Below are 21,382 nucleotides of genomic sequence, written 5' to 3' on the forward strand. Positions count from 1 at the left end.
GTTTATCCAGTGCGTTTTTTGCACAATCCATAGTTTCCAACAAACCAAGGTTTTTTTAACTCGACAATTTAGCTAAGATTTTGACCAAAACCAGTGATAACAAAGCTTTCAGAGGGAGGGTAAGGGGCTAAAATGGCAAAAATAGGCTATATGAGGGTGTCAAAAAATGACCAAAACACCGATTTACAGCGAAAATCACTCATTTGTACAAATTGTGAGCAGATTTTTGAGGATAAAATCAGCGGAAAAACAGACCAGAGACCCGGATTAAAACGCGCGTTAAATGCACTGAAATCGGGTGACACCTTAGTCGTCTGGAAGTTGGATAGACTGGGTCGCAGCATTAAACATTTGATTAATTTAATATCCAAACTGGAAGATGAAGGCATTCATTTTCATAGTTTGACGGATGCCATTGATACCTCTACGTCCGCTGGCCGTTTTTTCTTTCATGTGATGAGCGCGTTGGCACAGATGGAGCGAGAACTGATTGTTGAGCGTACTAAGGCAGGTTTAGCAGCAGCAAGAATTAGGGGACGTATTGGCGGCAGACCTCAGTCGCTATCTTTTGCACAGCAACAGGAAGCTCAAAAATTATTGGCGAATGGTCATAGCAGAAAACAGCTTGCATTACTGTATTGAATAACCCCGAGTTTATTAGAGAGTAATTTTGGCAATACTACGCCGCTTCCTCTGATGCTAATTGCGAAGCGTAATAGTTCATTTCGGCTTCAGTAGGAGGGATGTAACCCAGCCGCCCGAGCAGCCTTCTGTTGTTGTACCAGTCCACCCAGTCCAGCGTGGCCAACTCCACTTCCGTCCGGTTTTTCCAGCTCCCGCGGTGGATCACCTCCGTTTTGTACACCCCGTTGATACTCTCTGCCATCGCATTATCGTAGGAGTCGCCGGTAGTGCCGACTGACGCCAGGATTTCAGCATCCTTCAGGCGCTTTGAATACGCTAATGAAACATATTGTGAGCCTCGGTCTGAGTGATGGATCACCCCTTTCCCGGGGCGACGAGCCCAAAGCGCCTGCTCCAGCGCATCCAGCACCAGAGATGTCTCCATCGACGTTGAGACCCGCCAGCCGACAATAACGCCGGCGAACACATCGACGATAAAGGCCACATAAACGAAGCCCTGCGCCGTGCTGACATAGGTGAAGTCCGCCACCCAAAGCTGATTGGGCCGCTCCGCCATGAAGCGCCGGTTCACCAGGTCATCCGGCGTAGCCGCATCTTTATCGTTGCACGTGGTTTTAACGCCTTTACCGCGGCGGATACCGACCAGTCCCATCGCCCGCATCAGGCGCTCTACCGTGCATCGCGCGACTTTGACGCCTTCGCGCCGAAGCTGGAGCCAGACTTTCTTCACACCATAAAGCCGTTTATTTTCGTCGTAGACGCGTTCAATCTCCCGGCCAAGCTCTTCATCACGGCGCTGGCGGACGCTACGTAATTCCGGGTTCTGCTGTCGCTTTCGCTGCCAGTAATAATACGTTGCTGGGGCAATATGCAGTTCCTGACATACCGGCTCGACCCCATGCTGTTCCATCAGCGGCACCGTTAACGACGCTATTTCTTGCAGTGGCGGTCGAGCTCCGCCTGGGCAAAATATGCTGACGCCTGTCGTAGAATATCGTTGCTGCGGCGAAGCTCACGGTTCTCGCGCTCCAGCTCCTTAAGCCGCTGACGTTCATCCGCGCTGAGGCTGTTTTTCACCGCCAGCCGCTGTTCATGTTGTTTGATCCACAGACGCAGCGTCTCGGGTATGCAGCCAATTTTTGGTGCAATGGACTGGATCGCTTTCCATTGCGAAGCATGCTCATGCTGAGTTTCCAGCACCAGATTAACTGCCCGTTTACGGACTTTCGGAGAGTAACGTTTGGTCGTTGTCATAGAGACCTCCACTTTTAAAGTATAGCCTCTAATTTATCCGGGGTGATTCATTTCAAAATTAGCATGATTGTTAGACATATATCTAAGCCTATCTCTTATCTGGAGATACAGCTACTGTCTGGTGTTACAGGGGGCTACATCATTACCAAAGAAATCAACAAAATTCCGCTCTTTGTTGAGAGAGGTAACAACAAGTGAATTATTATAGTAATATTTACCCTACCAGAGCAGTAGCATACCCCCTTACCAAATGCGATTTTATACGATTCAAAACTCAAAAAAATGTTTTAACATACTAGGCTGTGTCCCTTAATTACATAACCTCTGGTAAAACAGGCGGATGCAGCCCAGTTTCAACATTGCCAGATAATTCCTCGCCGTTTTGTCGTAACGTGTCGCAATGCGACGGTATTCTTTCAGACGGCCAAAGCACCGCTCAACAACGTTCCGATTGCGGTAGGCGTCACGATCGAGCTTTGAACGACCATCCACCGCCATTTTTTCAGTGGATTTTCGGGGGATGACAGTTTTTATACCTCTGTTTTTCAGCTCGTTACGTAATACATGCCCGGAGTACGCCTTGTCAGCGAGTACCGCATGACCACGGCGTTTCATACTGCCGTTCTGGCGTTGAACACCAATACCGTCCAAAAGACGTAGTGCAAACTGACTTTCATGAGCCTGACCGGGGCTCAACACGATGTTTAACGGAAGACCACTTCCGTCTGTAGCCATATGGATTTTGGTGCCAAAACCACCTCGAGAGCGACCCTGCCCATTATCTCCGGTGATATCGGGATGTTTTTTTGAGCACCGGCAGCACATTTCAGCGCCCTGATATTGCTACCATCCAGCGCAGTCGCTGACCAGTCCAGGAGGCCATGGGCATCAAGTGATGAAAGTAACTTATTGAAAATAAGGTTAATGACTCCCGATTTTGACCATCGGTTAAAGCGGTTATAAACGGTTTTCCATGGGCCGTATCGCTCAGGTAAATCACGCCATGGGGCACCAGAGCACAGCCCCCAGAACATGCCATTGATAATCATGCGATGCTCAGCCCATGGGCGTCCGGCCTGTGGTGTTGCTGGTTAAGCAGGGAGTAAGGGCTGGATGATAGCCCATGCTTCATCGGGAAGGTCGTAGCGAGCCATAGTTAAAATGATGTAGAAACAAACAGTTAGTATAACTCATGGGATTAAGGGACACAGCCTAGTGTAAGCAATACTTCACTCATCAAAAAATATGTGTATCCTCGTTACACAGGTATTTTATGTAGAATCTGTGTAATCGAAGGAAAACCAAACTGATAAGATTTTGGGAGCCATCCTCTTCACTTACACCAGGGACCCTTTTGCATTTTCACGCGCGCTTCGGCGCGCCGCTTCATTTTTCATCACGCTTTGTCGTTCATCATCAAGTACCCCTTCCCCAGCAGATATGGTATTTTTCCCCTGCCTGCACGGCGCAGAAGGTAATGTTTCTTATTGATGGATCAAAGGGATAGCGATAGCACGCTGGTATAACGCCAATATTTGATGGATTTTTCAGGTGTGAAACGGATTATTCTCCTCGGCAAGATTGATGAAAAACCTCATGATTTCAGCGAATATCTTCGTTGCAGATCACCTTTTCCCCCCCACAGGCTATGCTAGTTTTATTCAACATTGGTCATCGAGGTTCTTATGAATGTTTTAGTGACAGGTGGTAGCGGTTACATCGGCAGCCATACCTGTGTTCAGCTTTTAGAAGCCGGGCATCAACCGATTATTCTGGACAACCTGTGCAACAGTAAAGCCAGCGTGGTGGAAACCCTTACCCGTCTCACCGGAAAGGCAGTGCCCTTTTATCAAGGTGATATTCGCGATAGCGTTTTATTAGACCGTATTTTCGCCACTGAAAACATCGATGCCGTGATCCATTTTGCTGCGCTAAAAGCAGTCGCAGAATCTGTCAGCAAGCCTGTTGAATACTATGACAATAACATCTATGGCACCCTGACGCTGGTTAAAGCAATGGAAAAAGCGGGCGTTAAAAACCTGATTTTTAGTTCCTCTGCAACGGTCTATGGCGATCAGCCACGTATCCCTTATCAGGAAAGCTTTCCCACCGGTATGCCCGCCATCCCTTACGGGCGCAGCAAGTTGATCGTGGAGCAGATCCTGACAGATTTACAGAAAGCGCATCCGGAGTGGAGCATTGCCTTATTACGCTATTTTAATCCGGTTGGGGCACACCCTTCAGGAGATATGGGCGAAGATCCGCAAGGCATCCCTAACAATTTGATGCCCTTTATCGCGCAAGTCGCCGTTGGTCGCCGAGAATCGCTGTCTGTCTTCGGTAATGACTACCCGACGGAAGATGGCACCTGCGTCAGAGATTACATTCATGTCGTCGATCTGGCCGACGGTCACGTGGCAGCAATGAAAGCACTTCATCAACGCCCGGGAGTACATATTTACAATCTGGGGGCAGGTGTCGGCTACAGTGTATTGAACGTCGTGCAAGCATTTAGTCAGGCATGCGGTCAACCGCTGCCCTATCACTTCGCCCCGCGCCGCGAGGGCGATCTTCCCGCCTATTGGGCCGATCCGGAAAAAGCGGCCAATGAACTCCACTGGCGCGTTACCCGGACGTTAGCGCAAATGGCGGAGGATACCTGGCGCTGGCAATCCAAACATCCCAATGGCTATCCCGACTGATCCCCTGAGGAGCAGGTGTATGCTGAACGAAAAAAGTGCTGAAATGGCCCCAGATGGCCAGCCTTTTATGCTGACTACGCTACAGAACCGTGCAGGAATGCGCGTTATGTTGATGGATTGGGGCGCAACCTGGCTTTCTTGTCAGGTCCCTCTGCCGGAGGGAGAAGTGCGTGAAGTACTGCTCGGCTGCACGACACCTGCGGATTATCCGCGCCAACAGGCCTATCTTGGCGCGTCTATCGGGCGCTATGCCAACCGCATCGACCACGCCCGTTTACAGCGAAACGGCGCAACCTACACACTGACACCCAATCAGGGCAAACACCAGTTGCACGGTGGACCCGATGGGTTTCACGCGCGTCGCTGGCGCATTGTGCAGCAGGATGCTACGCAAGTAACGTATCTGCTGGTCTCGCCAGATGGCGATCAGGGCTACCCGGGGCAAATGACCGCACATGCACGCTATCGGTTAACCGAACACAATGCGCTGGAAATTGAGTATTCCGCGCTGACAGAGAAAACCTGTCCGGTATGCCTGACTAACCACGCCTATTTCAATCTGGATGGACATACCAGCGATGTGCGTCACCACCGTTTACAACTGTTCGCCGATCATTATTTACCGGTGAACAGTGAGGGGATCCCCGTTGACGGCCTTGCTCTGGTAAACAACACGGGTCTGGATTTCCGCCAGCCCAAAAAGCTATTGCAGGATTTTTTGCACGACGCCGATCAGAAAGCGGTTAGCGGCTATGACCACGCTTATCTGCTGCATCGGACCTGCGGCTCCAGCGAATGCCCGGCGGCAAACCTGTGGTCTGCGGATGAGAAAGTGATGATGAACGTCTTCACCAGCGCTCCAGCCTTGCAGCTTTACAGTGGGAACTTTCTCGCGGGGACCCCCGCCCGAGAAGGCACTCTGTATGACAACTTCGCCGGAGTGGCGCTGGAAAGTGAATTTTTGCCAGACAGCCCAAATCACCCGGACTGGCCACAGCCAGACTGTTGGCTGAAACCCGGTAAGCAGTACTGCTCGTTGACAAGTTATCAATTCTTTACATAACGCCACCAAAACAGACTGGGCAAGCTTTTGCACGGTAAATTTATGTCAAGAGCGTGCGCAGCGAACAATTCACGCTTTCGCTTACGCAAAATTTATTGTTATATGTAGGGCTATTCGACTACTCCGTAGGAAACTCCGCATGTTTGGGTTGCCTTTCAGACAATTACCGCAACGCAAGCGCCTTCTATTGGCGTTTGGTGTGGTTGTCTGTTGGCTGATGCTTAATACCCAACTGGCGTTGGCAGCTCATCTGTGCGATGTTCAACCGGTGGTCCAGACCACGCAGGTGGTCAGTCACCACGGCATGAACATGACGCAGGCCTCTCACCACGCCTCAGTCATGGTGAAAGCGCTGCTGTGTGATAAACACTGCACGCCGGATACCGCGCAAAAGACCGCCTCGCCGCTGCACTTGGATGCGATAGCGCATGATACGAGCACGTTGCTCGTGTTGGCGAATGATACCAACATCCCTGATCAACACACGTGGTTAACCCCACCGCGAACCGTGCCACCGGCTGAGATCGTATGGAGGGTTATCATAAATATAAAAAAATAGATTAAAAATAGTAATTTATTTAATTTAAAATCCAAAAATTCTAAATATGTTATACATAGTTTTATCCAAAATAGCCTGAACAAATATGCAGAAAAGTGAACGAATCTGAATGCCTAAATCAGCCTGGGAGAGGGCAAAAATCGAAACAGGGAGATGTCTGGCACATCGGCGACGACATAAAAACAGGGGAAAAAATGAAGCTCAGGTAGGCCAGCCAGAGAAGAAGCTTTTCCTTAAGTGAATGAGGTAGCAGATAGGCGACTCTCCACATCGTCCATTTCGTCCATTTTCAGTTCTCCTGCGAATTCGGGGGTTTTGCTGTACCACCTGTACCACTTTCTCCAAAGCCAGATGTGGCAAGGCTTTGCGGTGGTACAGGTAGCGTTTTTGAGCTGTGCCAATCTGTACCAGCCTGTACCATGTGTACCCAGCAACTGTGCCACTTTCCGGCAGCACGTAGCCCAAACTCCTCATGCTAGCCAGAGAAAAAGCTTTCTTCTTGGCTGGCTATCCCGGCAACATACATTCCCTGCTCGGCATAACACCTACAAAAATTTCGTAGGTTCTGGGAGGCTCTACAGAAGGTTGGTTGTTTTATGAACTACGAAAATTTTGTAGTTATCCTCTAAGCTAGTGACTAAAAGTCACGCACAAAGTTTGAGTATGCCTCAGGGGTAGCATTTGAAATGTGACCCTTTGGACGATGCACACCCGGTGCGCAGACTTATCCTGCAAATTTGCAGCATCTCCACCTTTACACTCCCCGATTTTGGGGAGCTCAGATTTTGAGCGATGCGATAATCGTCGCACCGGTATAAACCCCGGGATTTTCCCGTAGTTTAAGCCCCTCACACCCCACTAAACGCTTCAAGTCGCTGCTTCTGCTCATCACTTAACGAGTAGGCAAATTCCTCATGCTCGGCCTGTAGTGTCCCGAATGCCATCAGGAACGCGATCGCCGGGTCTATCTTGTTGGCGGATTTCTTCTTGTTCGGCTTGATATTGGCGTTGGCGTCGCTCTCCATCACCACGTTCCCCATCGCCCATGCCAGCACCGGATCCCCGTTGTGCCGGATAATCTGGCGGTTAACGAATACCTCTGCTGACTTGGCCACCGGACTGAATCGCATATAGGTTTGGGGGAATGGCTCCACGTCGAGCCCTGCGCCCTGTAGCTGGGTTCTCAGGTGGGTAGCGTTCCATGTGTCAAAGCCAATCAGCCGGATAGTAAATCGTTCACTGTCCTTGAGGATGTCATCGCGTATGCGGTCATAGTCGATGCAGTCCCCCTTCGTGGTGCGTATCCAGCCCGCTTTGGCCCACTGGCGATAGATAGCCCGGTTCTTGTTGGCGACGTTCTCAAGCTGCGCTTCCGGCAGGTAATGGCGAGTCAGTAGCAAGATTTCATTTTCACCGGGGAAGGCGTAGCACACGCTGGTTATATCGCCTGTAGAGGACAAATCCAGTCCGGCATAGCAATCTCTCCCTTTAAGGCTCTCTTCGCTGTGATCGGCTTTACAGGCTTCCCATGCGCCCGTACCCATCCACGGCGTAGCCCCTTGGCACCAGAGGTTAAAACGCTTGGTCAGCATCTCCACCCACTGCGAGGGAATACCTCTAGCTTTCTGTATCGTGTCAACCAGCGCCGCCTTATCGACGGACACGCCCAGATTGGGATTGGCCTTTATCCATTGATCCGGATCGCCTACTTCGTTTTCGTCGTCGAGTTCATAAATCAGCGCAAACAGGGATTCATTCATTTCTTCACCCGCCAATATCTGGCAACAGTAGTCGTAATGCTGTTTACAGGCGGAAACGACGTTGCTTCCGGCAGTGGTGATAGCGAACAGCAGTCCCTCGGGACGTGCGCCCATGCCCAACTCAAGGGCTGAATAAACGGCGTTATCCGGGTGGAGGTGGTATTCATCCACGATAGCGAGGCTTGGGTTCGTTCCCTCGATGGTGGCGGCCTTGGCAGCCAGCGGCTTAAGCAGACTATTTGATTTCGGGTAAATCAGTTTATGCTGCTGGATAGTAAGCCGCTTTCTCAGTGCCGGGGAAATTAGGCTCATCTGGCGAGCATCATCAAACACAATCCGGGCTTGGTCTCGGCTCACCGCCGCCGTGTAGATATCGTGCTGCCCCGGCTCCATGACGAGGAAGTAGTTAGCCAGTATTGCTGCCAGTGTCGATTTAGCATTCTTGCGCGGTACTTGAATGTAGGCGCTACGGTATTTACGTCTGCCTGTCTCTGCATCCTTGAAGCCAAGGATATTGGCGAGGGCAAATTGCTGCCACGGCGCAAGATGAATCGGTTGGCCTCGAAGCGGCCCCTTGACATGGGGGCAAAGGGTGGAAAACGCAATAAAGCGCCCTACAGCCTCTGTATCGAAGCCGTAAAGGGGGTTACGCAGGTCCTTAAAGTACCTTTCAACAGCCTCTTTAAGGCGTTTACAAGCGGGAATATTGCCATTTCTGACCCCCTCGGCGTATTTATGCCATGCATTTTCTGGCATTCAATAATTTCTCAATGTCATCTTCTTCCTCGATTTCTACCGGATTACGGCGACGAGATACGGGGTCAAAGCCCAGCAGGGAGGCCATTTTTATCATGGTTTTTTCTGCTTCAGCCTTGGCGCTTAATGCGGGGTTCCGGCTTTCGCTGCCCTGACTGTTGGCAATGCTAAACCCGCGCTCTGCAAGGTCTGCAACGGCTTTCCTGTAGATTGAGTAGTTGACGCAGTAGAGTTCAAGGCTACTCCAATCGGTTGGATTAAGATCGCCACGTTCAGCTACAAAACGGGCCTTGGCTTTCCACTCTGTTGCCGCTATCTCGTCGAGGTAGTCAGGTGCTTTAGGTGATCTTTTCATAGTGTTTTGTTTCTTAAGGTATTTTTATTTTCTAAAAAATGGGCGCGCATAAAAATTTGAGGAGGCGGGTGGTCCCAGAACGGTAGGGGCCTTGTCCTCAAAACTCCCCCCACCTATCTATTTTATATTTATAAGCATTTGATCTAATTATTTTTAATGCCATTAAGGTTATACTCGTGTATCCAGTCATTACGATGGGCGGCCTTCTCTTCCTGTTCGCGGAACATGCCCGCCTTGCGCTGTGCTTTGGTCTGCGGGTCTTTCGTCATTGTCTTGCGGGAGTGGCAACTCATGCATAGCGCCTGATGGTTATCTTTCCACCAGAACAGCACATCACTGCCACCATCGACCGGAATGATATGGTCAACTATCTTCGCGGGGGTATAAATCCCTTTGCTCTCGCACATCACACAAAGCGGATGCTCTTTGATATATATCAATCGGTACTTCGCCCATTGGCTGGAGTAGCCACGCTGGGTATGCGTTCCCCGGCGCTTATCCTGTAGGCGTCTGGCTGCCTGCTTATGCAGCTCACACTTGCCAGACTTCACACGCTTAAAGCAGCCCGGCTCTGTGCATCTTCTTAATGGTTGGTATGGCATTCAATAAATTCCTACGTCACGGTAATAATTCCATAGGCTCTTTGTGGTAAACGGTAACTCGCTGGCTTTGTCGCCTGCTCTCACTGCTTCCCGGTTCTCGTACCAGAAGCCTATCAGTAGAAGGCATCCCACCTTTAGCGCCGGAGTAAATTTCATCCCATCGCTGAACTGCTTGCCGATATGCTTCTGGCAGACATCTAGCGCGGCCTCGATATACCCTTGTATCAGGGGGTCTTCGTCGTCTTTATCAATGCGACAGTGCAGTTTCACTTCTGCCAGCGTAATCAGTTCAGCCACGTTTCACGCCTCCCTTACACAGCAACTCAAGACGGGTGCCTTTATCGTCTGGGATCGGCGGACCGATAATATCCAGCATTTTTCCGGCAAACGGCCCGGTTAGGCACAGCAATCGTGACGCTGCAGATACATCACGGCGGTGACGCATCCACACACGTATTGTCGCCTCGGCAGATACCGCGCCTGCCGCTACACGTTCACGCCCGTTAATACCTGTTACCTGCGCCCATACCGTAGCTGTATCACGCCACGTTTTAATGGGCTGACCGCCCGCATCCCGATAGGAGGTAAAATGTTGAATTGTCACCCGGTGACGTAATCCGCCCGCTCTCATGGGGTCGTCTCCTGCTTCACCTTCACTTCCTGCTGCCATGCCTGACTGAACTCATCGCCACCTTCACGAGGTGATAACCCTTCACGCTCACGGGCTTCATTGGGACTCATCACCCCGGATTTAATCGCGGTCTCGTAACTTTGAAATCGTTCTTGCGGGTTCGAGCGCAGCAGGTCAGCAGAATCAAATTCAATTTGATAGCGCACATGGGGTATGCTGGACTCCACCAGTAGCGCCGCCTTGATTTGCTGCTCAAAGTTGGTCAGCCACGGGCGGATTGTCATGGTCAGAAAGGCACGGCTGGCTTCGCTAAAGTTGCTGTAGGTGCTGTTGCTGTACTCTTGCAGAAAAATAGGACTCACATTGAACATGCGCCCGACGTCCTCAATCGTCATGCGACGGGAGGCAAGCCATTCCGCATCCTGATTGCTCATGCCCAGTTTTTCGTACTGCATGTTGCCTTCGAGAATGGGCGTTTTACCCGCATTCCTCGCCCCCTTGTAGCGCTCCAGCGCCTCAAGCGCCTTGACGCCTTTAACGCCGTCGAGCCAGTCACCCGATTTGATAATCCCCGCCGCCATCATCCCATCTTTCATGATGCTGGCACCGTGGCGCTGTTGGGCCAGTCCAAGCCCCAGCGTTTCCCTGCATTGTGTTATGGGTGAGCGCCCCATAAAGCCGTCATCAGTGGCATACCTGAGGTGCAGTACTTCATGTTGTAAGTAAGTTCTCGACTTACCGCTATATGGCTCTGTAACGGTATAGGCGTAACGATGGTCGCCAATCTGGTTCACCGTCACGGCTTGCGGCGGGTAAGGGTGTAAGCTTTTGGGCTGTCCGTCCTTTCCCCACTCAATGACGGCATAGGCGTTACCGTTCAGCAGACAGTGGCGCATCAGCGTCCGCTTGAACTGGTAGGCCGTCTGGCAGTCGTTGGGGGCTTCGTTCAGCAGGTAATCAACCGGGTGGTCACTGAGCCATTCCCGCGCCTCCTGCCCGTCATGGTGCGTGACCCGGTACAGGTAGCAGGGCATGGCTGCGACGGCTTCGCTAATCACCGTCACGGCATTCATCACAGCGGGTAGCGATTCCGCCGTGGTCGGCGATACATATTCCCCGGAAGCAGAGTTAGGAACACCGGCCAGAGAGAGAAACTCATCTATCGTCAGACTGCGGGCTTCGCTCTTACGTTTGAAGGGCCACATGTTCACACCGCCACCCATTGCAGCCAGCGGCGGCGGTTATCGGCTACATTTTTAGCTGATTGATGCAGTGACCTTCTGGCTATCTCAACGGCGCTTTCAGGATAGGCGGGGAGGCTGGTTATAGTAATTTCCTTTAGCTCAGCGCGTTGCACGGTTCTCACGTGGGGTTTACGGGCAATATTCCAATAGTCTTTTAGCGCACGAAAGCCAAAGCTCATCCCAGTAATGTCACCACGCTCTACCATCGTCAGCACATCCCGGCCTAACTGCGTATCCGGGGGATTCAGGGCGAAGTGCAGCCCGGTTTCATCTTCATGCAATGCCAGCGTGCCGGAAGCCGTTCTGCCCAATAAGCTCTTGGGGTCATGCTCCCAGAGCGCCAAGACATCCTGACCCGCCGCCAGATGGTCACGGAAGGCATAGGGGGCGAACTGTTCAACAAATTCATCGAACAGCACATGTGAACAGCTATTCCACTTCACCGCATACCCGGTCAACGCTTGGTCTTTCCGGGTAAGGGTGGCTGTGCGGATTTCGATATCATGGGTATTCATTGAGTGAGTCACCCTTAACCACCCGTTCCGCCGCTTCCTGCCGCTTTGATTTCCAGCACTTTGATAGCGTTGGAGTCAACCAGCCCGCCGCCGAGGTACTTGCTGGTATGCAGCTTGAAGAAGTTCGGCTCGGTGATCGCATCTGGACGGGTACGGGTGCCGGTCTCGTGGTCAACGATGGTATAGCCGCGCTTGAAGTCGCCTACCGCCAATACCGCCTTGCCCGCTGCCGCATCCGGCATGTACTCAAGGTAATGCACGGGATGACCTAACAACATATCCGGGTCGCCTGCCTGCATCCGGTCGCGCCAAATGTAATCGCCGTTGCTGTTTTTCAGCTTTTGCAGCGTCGCGGCGGTATTGGAATTCATTACCCATACGGCATTTTTGCGGTATTGCTTCTTCAGCTTGAATATCAGGTCGATTAACTCGTCAGCCGTTGGTGCAGCGCCGGCAGTGACCAGCTTTTCCAGCTTGCCGAAAGCCCGCTCTTTATCGTTCTTGGCTTCACGGGTATAGGCCAGAAATCCCTTGGCTTTTTTGTCGCCATCACCCGTAACCAAATCTGTTTCTTCGGTCTCGGTAAAGGTGTCGGCGATTTCCTCAGTCAGCCAAGAGAGAATATCGACATCGCTAAAATCAAGAATTTCCTGCGTGGTCTTGGGGTAGGCATAGATTGGGAAGAGCTTGATGCTAACCTCTTCCAGCTTCGGAGACGCAGTTTCGTCACGTTTCTTACCTTCTTCTCCGTGAGTTACCGCTGCGCCTCCAACGGACACGAGTTTTTTATATTCGTTGCTGTGAACCCGCTTGACCGTACAAATCTGACGCATCTCGGAGTTATCCATCAGGCGGCGCATAATCTGTTTGTCGAGTTCAGGAATAACCGTATAGCCACCATCGGCTGGCGTACTGGTTGATAATGAACGAGTATCGCCGGTCATCACGTAGTGGCGTAATTCTGCGTTGGTAAGCGGCTGGCTCACCGGGGTAGTGATATCAGTCTTGGCGCGTGTTTCCTCGACAATGGCTTCATAGCGGGCAATATCGGTATTCAGGGAATCAGCCTGTGAACGTAATTCATCAAACTGTTTCGCTTCTTCGTCATTCAGGCTGCGTTTTTCCTGTTCAGATTGCGTTAATAGGGTTCGCATCTGTTCAGCAATAGCCGTTTTTTGCTGGCGTAATTCAATTAATTTTTTCATGGCATCTCTGTCTGTTTGGGAATAAACCTGCAACACCATAAAAAAGCGCAGCGGTTACTGTGTGAAGGATAACCGCCGCTACCACAAAAAGTATTGCAAGAACTTAGTTATGTCTGAACAGGAAATATTTTACACCTGTAGAATGCAGAAATAAATATAATCACTGATGCTCTTCTTTAAAGTGAACGAAAATAAACGGCCACGAACGAATATGAAAAGTATTTATTTATCTAGAGGCAATTATTTTTATCGTCAGCGCTCGTAAATATTTTCCTTTTGTACGGATTTATCCATTTCAAGGGTGATATTAGCCATCGCAAGACAGCCTTCAACAAAACCCTCAGCAGCCTGTAGCCGCTTGATGAGCGTTGTCCGTATCTCCTGTTAGTGAGGTGCTCAATCATGTATCCCGGCGTCGTCTGTAAGCTGGGTAGGCCAGCCAGAGAAGAGGCTTTTCCTTTGGCTGGCGTATTGGCTTAGCTGAAGTGCAAACATCATTAAGTTTTTACTTTCGATTTATCTACCACACCGTAAACGGCTTTCCAGTCAATATTAAATACAGCATTACGTTTATTGGCAGGTTTGAAGTCATACCCAGCTATCATCATGGCAACAATGAAGGCCATATTGGTTATGTAGCAAGATATTTCATTTTTTTCTTCATAGTATTGCTCGACTACATGCTTAAACCAGTACGACGAATGTTCTTTACAGGCTATTCTCGTCACTTTGGCGTGGTATAAACCCGTATCTTTTAACCATTCGATACAGCAACTAACTTGCTTAATAAAGAATGGTGTGCAAGGGTTCTCATGTTCATGCCAGCATTCATGCGCCAATAACCCATCGTATCCAGCATGATAATAATTAGCCCTAATTTGAGTTATCGCATGTCTAACTTCAATTTCAATATCCTTTGTATCACGCTCAATACCTTGAGGATAATAGCCTGACATTCCTTCCCCGATGCAACGTTTACCGCTGAATGGCCATTGCTTCCTCATAGCCTCGGTTGAAGCATTGCCATCTGTCCTGTTTTTTTGTGCTTCTGTCCATTGTGACGCATATTCATTGAATCCAATCTTATGCCCCTGCCGGAACCAATGAGCAATCATCACCAGTGTACGGGAAAGGCTATCAATATCCCCTCTGCATTCGCAATGTAGGACAAAACTCTTGAGAGCCTCTCTTTCTCTATGGCTCATTGATTGGGCCTGTTCCGGGTAACGCATTAACATTTTCTACTCTCCTTTTATCTGTAAACTGCTTATAGCGATAGAGCTGCTCTACCCACCTACTACCCACTTTTTTACCCACTTTTTCGATTACCCACTTTTTTACCCACTGACTTTTTGGCCCATAAAAAACAATTAAAATCAATACCTTATAAATTACCCACTTTTTCCACATATAGGCGAGAAAAGTGGGTAAATTTGTTAATTAAATGTTAAATCTACCCACAGCTACCCACTTTTTTACCCACTTTTTTAGCTCTGGTCTTTTTTAATGACAGGGTGTAAATCGTCACCTTCCACACGTACCAATCCCTCATTTTCGAGTTTTGTAAGCCAGCGACGGAAATGCTTAATATCTATTCCCATTGCTTTCATGTCGTCGCGCACTAAGGCTGCCGTGCATGGATCTTTAAGTGACGTTCTTGAGCGTATGCATTGCCATAGTGCCGTATGGTTATCTGTCTTGTTGCTAACCGTACCTGATAATGGATCTTCCTCCTTCGGCTCACGCGGCTTATCAATCACGGTTAGAGAGGTCACAAGCTCGCCGTCGCTATCGGTGAATAGCTCGACTACGCGCAGGTCATAAGCCTTGGCCTCTGGCTCCTCTGCGTCCTTCATCTTGGTGCAGTCAATGATTAAGGCGTCTCCTTTCCCCTCACGGCTGATTTTAAATTCAGCATCCAGCGCAGCGCGGAAAGCACTTGAACCCCGCGCACCTTTCGACTCATCCTTGCCGGAATGGTGAATAACCAGAATTGTTGCACCCGTTTGTTTTTTAAGCTCATCGCAACCGCGAACAAAAGCGCCCATATCTTTAGCATCGTTCTCATCAGAGCCACCAAAGCAACGTGCTAGGGTGTCGAGAATAATCAAGCGAACAGGTTTGCCGGTTTCAGCCTCTACCTGTTTGGCTGCAATCGCCATTTCCTTGATTTCCATCGGTGCGGCGGGGAATATCGGCGTATTTACGAGGTAAAGATTATTAGCCTCCTGACCATGTACGATTTCCCATGCTTTAATGCGACGAGGTACACCAATACCACCTTCACCAACTACATACATTACAGCCCCATGCGCGACACGGTGTTCTCCCCAATCTTTACCCGTTGCGACATGACAGGCCCATGAACCAGCAAGAAAGCTCTTATAAGAGCCGCTAGGCCCGTAAATACTGCATAATGAATGGGCGGGAATAAGTCCCTTAACCACATAATCAAGCTGGGTATCAAATCCGGCAGATCCTACGCTCATTGGCAACCTCGTTTTACGTTCAGGATGAATAACCTTAACGTTATCGTGTACCTGTCCGAGAGTCTGCACATTGCCATATTCATTTTTCATTTTTTTATCCTCAACGTGATTCATTATTTTGATTACCGGAACTACGGTACTTGCCACAAAAGCCCGCTGTAGCGCCTCTACGCCGTTCTGCTGGCGGTAATCGTTCCAGTCGGCCTTATGGTCAGTTGGCGGCACGGCAAACAGGCAAGAAGCGGCACGTGCGGCTTCCTCGGCGGCGAGCTTGCCCACGTTCTCACCCTCCGGGGTCACATCGTTATCTCCAGCGATAATGATCGGCGTTTGGGGCAAGCGCTCTCGCACCGCCTGAGCGACGGATAGCAAATTCCCCGCATCAATGGCTGCCAGTATGACCTCAGCGCCCACCACATCGAGACTCAACGCAGTGGCATAGCCCTCGGCAATCACCACGGAATCGGGGTTGTCGGGGATATCACCGACGGGAATAAAGGCCCCTTTCTTTTTTGTGCCCGCGAGCAGGCGTTTCTCTCCAGTGGGCCGTATGGTCTGAGCGCCGGTTACCGTACCCGCCATCGTGCGCAGTACCAGCAGCAGCGAACCATCCTTGAGTAGCGGATGGGGGCCTTGCAGCCCCTTATTGTTGAGATAGACGGACTCGCCCATATGGGTAGCTTTCATCAAAGCCGCCACCCGTTCAGCTATCGGGCGCAGAGGCTTCTCTTTGGCTGGCTTCTTCTCCGGCAGTGGTATTGCCATCACCTCAGCCACCATTGTGGCAGCCTCGGGTGCAGTGCATTTCTTGACCTTCATCACTAAATCCAGCCCTGTACCCGCCCCACAGTGTGAGCAAAAGTAAGTGCCTCTCCCTTCCTTGTCGTCAAAGCGATAACGGGTATTGCCACCACAGTGAGGGCATTCGCCCTCCTTGGAATGGGTGGAAATGTCGAGGCGCTGCAAGATGGCTTCCCAATGCCCGTTGGCCTTGAGGCGGATATCATCGACAAAAGTGGTCATACCAACGCCCTCCCTGCGATGCTTGCGCCCATGTCTTTTTTCATGCTCTCCCAGAGTTCGCGCCCGTAAGCGGTCAGCCGCTTGCCCTTGATGCAGCGCTTAAGCAGGTCAATAGCGAGAGGCTCCCAGCGGTGATAATTAAGTTTCAAGGCGCTCAATCCGTAAGCGTCTATCAGGTCACGCACCCCGGACACACCGCCGATAATGTCAACGAGGATGTCCTGCCCGCCGGCGCTCACGGTAAACCAGTCGCCACCGTTCTCTTTTTTTATCGCGGCATACACCGCCGCCGCATACTGGTTAGCCAGCGCATTAAGGCGGAAGTTTTTTGTTACCAGTGCCATATTTCCCCCTCAGTGTGCGGTTGGCGCTTCCGGCATCCCGGATTTGTTGATTTGCTGAATGAAGCCATCATGCAACTCGGATAGCACCTCACGCCCCATATCGGAGAGGCCACCGTTTTCACCACGCATGGAGGCATAGAACCGGATGGCGTTCATCATTCCCTGTTCAGAGCCGTATTTTTCAATCAGCGCCCCTTCGATGTTGTTAGCCATCGCGAAACGCTCAGCCGCCAGATACAGGTTAATCGCGCCATACTCGCCCTGATAAACCGCACATTCCTTGAACTCGCCCGGACGCCATTCAACGGTAACGGTGCCATTGGCTTCGCGTTGCTCACGGTTGAAGGCGTAGGCAATCAGCCAGCGCCACATCAGTAGCGCATCCTCACTTGTATAGTCGTAACCCGACTCTCCCCACTTCACGGCGATGGTCAGTGCAAAATCTAGGTCGTCATCCCACTCACCAGCGTCAAGGCGCGTCATGGCATCGGCGTAGGGGATGAGGTCTACATGCTCGTACAGGCGCTCAGCGGTGTGTTGCGAGATGTTGATACCGTCCGGGGTATTCTCGACGTGATAGCGGCTCATGCGGCATCCTCCATCACAGCAGCCAACGTGCGGCTAACTTCACAGTTGAGGTCACAAGCTATACTGAGTAAGTCGATAAGAACCGGAGATACTTTCTCATCATTAGCCTTATCAAGAATGACTTCATACAGTGAACATGCCGCACTTGCCCGGTATGCGGCGGTATCGAGAGGGATAGGAGCGTTACGCATGTGCCACCTCCTTGGCAAAGTCGCCCAAATCACAGATAGATATCTGATGCAGGTCAATTAATGTCCTGATTGCCGGACGTATCTGCTTTAATTCCTTGCGGCGTAATGTCATGGCAGCACTTCCGGGCTTACCGTGACCGAAGGAAGATTCTTTCTCGGCCTTGGCAACGATGTGCTGGGCTTTCTCCGGTGGCATCTCGCGCAACTCTTCGAGGCTGGGGATCTCTACGTGGCGGAGTTCGCCTAAGGTGTTGCGGCGGAAGTAGGCATCTACCATCTGGCGCTGTACATCCCAAGAGAGGTCATCACCGAAAGGTTTCACCAGTAATAAATAACCGGGTTCTGTAATGAGGATCCCCTTCGGTGTGCGAGGCGGAAATACACCTTTCAGCGACTCGGGGTCTTTAAGACCCCAAGTGAGCTCGAAGAAGTCTTTTCCCTCAACAAAGCGGGATTTATTGCGGTTGAATGTCCGTTTCGCGGCTCCCTTCTTGCGCCCATGAGCCTTATCAATCATGGCGAAGGTGACGACGCGCTTACCTTGGTACTCGACTACCGGCATAGCGGTGTTCTGGATGGCAACGAAGTTAGACATGTGCCACCTCCTGAACTGTAACGATTTCCGTTATGGTTGAGGTTGAAGGTGGGGTGATTTTGACCCTTCCTTGCACAGGTTGACGACCAGCCCATATCAGGCGGCTGTCTTTGAACAGGGCGATGAAGGTGCGGCGATCTTGACGGGTAAACGACACTTTGCCGTAGGGCACAGTTGAGTATTCGGGGATAATCCAGTAGATATCAATAAACTCGGGGCGAGTTTGGGTGGTAGCAACCATAGCGGTGGCCTCTTCTGTAAGGTTTTGCAACCTCACCGCCTCGATGTCAAACGAGGTGGCGAGACGTATCGGGGTTGACATACCGGCACAGAAGAAACCAGCGAGCCCGAAGGCTCCCCCGTTACGTCCCACCATTATAGGGGCGCAACGCAGGCTTCGGACGCAAAAAAACCGCTGTTTGAAGCGGCTTATGTCCGCTTCTGTATTCAGGATGTCAAACCCGGCTGCCCATTTAGGGGCAACGCTACGACTATAGGACAGATTGCCAGTAGCTTGCAAGTGCGAATTTTGGTATAATTCCTTCGATTCCTCACAAGTAATCAACTGCATGACTCGAAGGGCCTGACGGGGCCCTTTTTCTTTGCCTGTCGTCTGCACAAATCCTGAATATGCTTTGTTATTCAGTAGGTTATCTGCACATACCCCCACCATATGAGTGTATGCTAAGCCATTGATTGTATTGCTAGAGGTCACTGTGACCTCCGGCATGGGGATCTGGTGGTGGCGAGATTTTGCACTCGCCGATTTTGGCGAGCTCAAATGGAAGACGTAATCATCATTTAACCACTTGATAAAATTACACTTCCTCACTTTGGCTAAACTAAATATTAAGCTCAATGAGCCAGCCAAGGAGAAGGCTTCTTTCTGGCTGGCATATCCCAAGTCTGCTAATCCCTCCGTTTCAATCGGAGGAATGCCGCACTGGAATATATCGCCCACTTTATTTAAGGCGCAGGGATACCCGTTCCGGTTATTACCGGAAATTATCGTTAACATGGTTAGACCTTATTTTAATTAGCGGTAGATTGCTTGTTTTTGCTTAAATCCCTGACAGGCGGATCTTGCATCCAGTGCAACACTTCGCTCAAGCGCCACGCATTCGAGGTTGCGCCAAGTTTAATACGTTTGGGAAATCGTCCTTCCTGTTCCCATTTCCAAGCACTGATTTTTCCTATCGCGGTAAGCTTATGCCTTTCATCTTCACGAATAAAACGTTCGTAGGGTTCGTTGACGGAATTAAGCAACTTTCGGCGTTCTTCATCCGTGGGGTAAACGTATTTATGAGCCACGCTATCATCTCCATGCTTCAGTATTTTTAAGTATGTTTTCAGAGTTAGATAAGAAAGTAAACAGGGCGGAGAAGCGGTTATTCTTCTCCACACTGGAATAGGACATTCAGATTTATTTCTCTCTATTTCCATCCATTTATTTTTGACATGGAAATATTTTCAATAAATAAAATTACGTTTGGCTACCGTTTAATTAATCCATCCGGTAGCACACTCTTTTCTGCCAGTTCATCAAGTCTGTCCATCCACCGATTTAGCGCGCCCAGTTTCTCCGGCAGGTACTGACTCCGGTTATAAATACCCATGACTCCCGGCATAGCATGGCCTAGAAGCTGCTCTACCACATGCGGAGCCACACCCATATCATTGAGTTTGGTTGCCAGCGTCCGGCGCAGGTCGTGCGCTGTCCAGTGTTCATCATGTTTAAGTTTCTTGGATATTCTTGAACCCATTTCGGCTACTGTAGAATTCTTCTTAAGTTCGCCAAGTAAATACCCGGTTCGTAAATTATGGGCGCGCAATATCTCAATACATGGTCGTATCTTTTCGGGTATAGGTCTAATTATAGGCGTCTCAGTTTTGCTATGCTCTTTAGGAACAGTCCATAACCCGTTATCTAAATCCCATTCATCCCAACGGGATAATCTAGCCTCTCCGCTTCGACAGCCAAAAACAATTAATATCTTTATCCATTCAGAATAGTAAGGGAGAAGGTCGTTATCATTGTTTATGAACTTCCATAATTGCCCGATTTCTGTATCAGTTAACACCCTGTCTCTTTTTCCTGATGTTTTTCCAACATCCCCTATGGTTAAGTCATCTAGCGCATTACTTATGGCATATCGACGAACACGGCAAAATTTTAACACTTGTTTGCTTAACTGAAATACTGCTCCGGCAGTTACAGGCATATGATTTATACGGTCAAAACACTCTAACCAATAACGAGTTTCACAGTCGGATAACGCCATGTTACCGATATAGGGATAAATATGCTTTTTTAATTGTTGCATCTTGCCATCAATGCTACTCACTCTACCCATAGCATAATGCTTTTCCCAATACTCAATTGCATCCTTAACTGTTACAGGTTTTAGCGATTCCTGTTTCTTGAGCTTAAGCTGGCGCTTGGGGTCTTTGCCATCAGATAGCCATGTCCGGCACTCGTCGCGCTTCTCCCTCGCCTTCTTCAGACTCATATCGGGATAGCGTCCCAACGTCACGCGCTGAAGTACCCCATTGTTGCGATAGGTGAATGTCCAGCTAATGCCGCCGACTGGTGACACTCTCACGCTAAGGCCTGCTCCATCAGCAAAGAACTCAGGCTTATCACGAGTCGTCCCCATCAGATTTTTAAGCCGCTTGTCAGACAGTTTGTTCAGATCTCCGCCCACTACACACCTCAATGTTTTACGCGAAAGTTTATACACATTTTACTGTAAGAAGGTGAATAAAAGGAAATAAGAATGAAAGGTTAAATCTTAAAAAATCTTATTAATCATGATATTTATGTGAGAAAGCTGAAGGAGATTGAAGGGTTGTGAACGATA

General features: G+C 50.0%; 21 protein-coding genes, 3 pseudogenes and 1 other annotated feature. Of the genes and pseudogenes, 4 read left to right on the plus strand and 20 right to left on the minus strand.

What is annotated here, in order from left to right:
* Window positions 1-132 precede the first annotated feature (132 nt).
* A complete protein-coding gene (locus ACWWJF_RS27265; protein WP_455871447.1) occupies window positions 133-642 on the plus strand; it encodes a recombinase family protein in 510 nt (169 codons plus the stop codon).
* Window positions 643-679: 37 nt separating this feature from the next.
* Here the strand turns inward: ACWWJF_RS27265 and ACWWJF_RS27270 are convergent.
* Both ACWWJF_RS27270 and ACWWJF_RS27275 read right to left on the minus strand, forming a co-directional pair.
* Window positions 680-1,899 (minus strand): IS3 family transposase gene (locus ACWWJF_RS27270; protein ID WP_455871448.1). Its coding sequence is split into 2 segments (ribosomal slippage): window positions 680-1,614 and window positions 1,614-1,899, totalling 1,221 coding nucleotides; the frame shifts between segments, so codons are not numbered across the junction.
* Window positions 1,505-1,621, minus strand: a sequence feature (AL1L pseudoknot). (Overlaps the previous gene by 117 nt.)
* A gap of 309 nt (window positions 1,900-2,208) precedes the next feature.
* Window positions 2,209-3,053: pseudogene (locus ACWWJF_RS27275) on the minus strand (IS5 family transposase).
* A 531-nt stretch (window positions 3,054-3,584) separates the two neighbouring features.
* On the opposite strand from ACWWJF_RS27275, the gene galE reads away from it, so the two are divergent.
* From galE to ACWWJF_RS27290, 3 genes are all read left to right on the plus strand, one after another.
* Window positions 3,585-4,601, plus strand: coding sequence for a UDP-glucose 4-epimerase GalE (gene galE, locus ACWWJF_RS27280; RefSeq protein WP_455871449.1), 1,017 nt, complete (start codon window positions 3,585-3,587; stop codon window positions 4,599-4,601).
* 19 nt (window positions 4,602-4,620) lie between these two features.
* Window positions 4,621-5,664: a galactose-1-epimerase gene (gene galM, locus ACWWJF_RS27285; protein WP_455871450.1), complete on the plus strand. Its 1,044-nt coding sequence runs from the start codon at window positions 4,621-4,623 to the stop codon at window positions 5,662-5,664.
* A gap of 217 nt (window positions 5,665-5,881) precedes the next feature.
* On the plus strand, window positions 5,882-6,223 hold the full coding sequence (locus ACWWJF_RS27290) for a hypothetical protein (protein WP_455871451.1): 342 nt from the start codon (window positions 5,882-5,884) through the stop codon (window positions 6,221-6,223).
* A gap of 848 nt (window positions 6,224-7,071) precedes the next feature.
* On the opposite strand, the gene ACWWJF_RS27295 is transcribed toward ACWWJF_RS27290, so the two are convergent.
* The 18 genes and pseudogenes from ACWWJF_RS27295 to ACWWJF_RS27380 form a co-directional block, all read right to left on the minus strand.
* Window positions 7,072-8,739, minus strand: a complete 1,668-nt coding sequence (locus ACWWJF_RS27295) for a terminase large subunit (protein ID WP_455869202.1) — start codon at window positions 8,737-8,739, stop codon at window positions 7,072-7,074.
* Window positions 8,717-9,094 carry a phage terminase small subunit P27 family gene (locus ACWWJF_RS27300; RefSeq protein ID WP_455869201.1) on the minus strand — a complete coding sequence of 126 codons (378 nt, stop codon included), beginning with the start codon at window positions 9,092-9,094 and terminating at the stop codon, window positions 8,717-8,719. Before ACWWJF_RS27300 ends, ACWWJF_RS27295 begins: the two co-directional genes overlap by 23 nt.
* A gap of 143 nt (window positions 9,095-9,237) precedes the next feature.
* A complete protein-coding gene (locus ACWWJF_RS27305) occupies window positions 9,238-9,696 on the minus strand; it encodes an HNH endonuclease (RefSeq protein ID WP_455869200.1) in 459 nt (152 codons plus the stop codon).
* A complete protein-coding gene (locus ACWWJF_RS27310) occupies window positions 9,697-9,993 on the minus strand; it encodes a head-tail connector protein (protein WP_455869199.1) in 297 nt (98 codons plus the stop codon).
* A complete protein-coding gene (locus ACWWJF_RS27315) occupies window positions 9,986-10,327 on the minus strand; it encodes a phage head closure protein (protein ID WP_455869198.1) in 342 nt (113 codons plus the stop codon). Before ACWWJF_RS27315 ends, ACWWJF_RS27310 begins: the two co-directional genes overlap by 8 nt.
* Window positions 10,324-11,550 carry a phage portal protein gene (locus ACWWJF_RS27320; RefSeq protein ID WP_455869197.1) on the minus strand — a complete coding sequence of 409 codons (1,227 nt, stop codon included), beginning with the start codon at window positions 11,548-11,550 and terminating at the stop codon, window positions 10,324-10,326. The genes ACWWJF_RS27315 and ACWWJF_RS27320 overlap by 4 nt, the downstream gene beginning before the upstream one ends.
* On the minus strand, window positions 11,535-12,086 hold the full coding sequence (locus ACWWJF_RS27325) for an HK97 family phage prohead protease (protein WP_455869196.1): 552 nt from the start codon (window positions 12,084-12,086) through the stop codon (window positions 11,535-11,537). The genes ACWWJF_RS27320 and ACWWJF_RS27325 overlap by 16 nt, the downstream gene beginning before the upstream one ends.
* A 14-nt stretch (window positions 12,087-12,100) precedes the next feature.
* Window positions 12,101-13,291 carry a phage major capsid protein gene (locus ACWWJF_RS27330; protein WP_455869195.1) on the minus strand — a complete coding sequence of 397 codons (1,191 nt, stop codon included), beginning with the start codon at window positions 13,289-13,291 and terminating at the stop codon, window positions 12,101-12,103.
* A 497-nt stretch (window positions 13,292-13,788) separates the two neighbouring features.
* Window positions 13,789-14,529, minus strand: a complete 741-nt coding sequence (locus ACWWJF_RS27335) for a hypothetical protein (protein ID WP_455869194.1) — start codon at window positions 14,527-14,529, stop codon at window positions 13,789-13,791.
* Window positions 14,486-14,701: a hypothetical protein gene (locus ACWWJF_RS27340; RefSeq protein WP_455869193.1), complete on the minus strand. Its 216-nt coding sequence runs from the start codon at window positions 14,699-14,701 to the stop codon at window positions 14,486-14,488. Before ACWWJF_RS27340 ends, ACWWJF_RS27335 begins: the two co-directional genes overlap by 44 nt.
* A 77-nt stretch (window positions 14,702-14,778) precedes the next feature.
* Window positions 14,779-15,801, minus strand: a pseudogene (locus tag ACWWJF_RS27345) (helicase RepA family protein); the annotation flags it as partial.
* A 162-nt stretch (window positions 15,802-15,963) separates the two neighbouring features.
* Window positions 15,964-16,803: pseudogene (locus ACWWJF_RS27350) on the minus strand (primase-helicase zinc-binding domain-containing protein); the annotation flags it as partial.
* Window positions 16,800-17,141 carry a hypothetical protein gene (locus ACWWJF_RS27355; protein WP_455870998.1) on the minus strand — a complete coding sequence of 114 codons (342 nt, stop codon included), beginning with the start codon at window positions 17,139-17,141 and terminating at the stop codon, window positions 16,800-16,802. The pseudogene ACWWJF_RS27350 and the gene ACWWJF_RS27355, both read right to left, overlap by 4 nt.
* A 15-nt stretch (window positions 17,142-17,156) precedes the next feature.
* A complete protein-coding gene (locus ACWWJF_RS27360) occupies window positions 17,157-17,735 on the minus strand; it encodes a hypothetical protein (RefSeq protein WP_455869192.1) in 579 nt (192 codons plus the stop codon).
* A gap of 183 nt (window positions 17,736-17,918) precedes the next feature.
* The gene (locus tag ACWWJF_RS27365) at window positions 17,919-18,521 is read right to left on the minus strand and encodes an ORF6N domain-containing protein (protein WP_455869191.1); all 603 of its coding nucleotides are present in this window, start codon (window positions 18,519-18,521) and stop codon (window positions 17,919-17,921) included.
* Complete coding sequence (locus ACWWJF_RS27370) at window positions 18,514-19,539, minus strand: hypothetical protein (protein ID WP_455869190.1); 1,026 nt, start codon at window positions 19,537-19,539, stop codon at window positions 18,514-18,516. Before ACWWJF_RS27370 ends, ACWWJF_RS27365 begins: the two co-directional genes overlap by 8 nt.
* A 14-nt stretch (window positions 19,540-19,553) precedes the next feature.
* Entirely contained in the window at window positions 19,554-19,964 is a 411-nt protein-coding gene (locus ACWWJF_RS27375) for a helix-turn-helix transcriptional regulator (protein WP_455869189.1), read from the minus strand.
* A 50-nt stretch (window positions 19,965-20,014) separates the two neighbouring features.
* Window positions 20,015-21,226 (minus strand): tyrosine-type recombinase/integrase, encoded by a 1,212-nt coding sequence (locus ACWWJF_RS27380; protein ID WP_455869188.1) that lies wholly within the window; start codon window positions 21,224-21,226, stop codon window positions 20,015-20,017.
* Window positions 21,227-21,382: the final 156 nt, after the last annotated feature.

The organism is Symbiopectobacterium sp. Eva_TO (genome assembly GCF_053848865.1).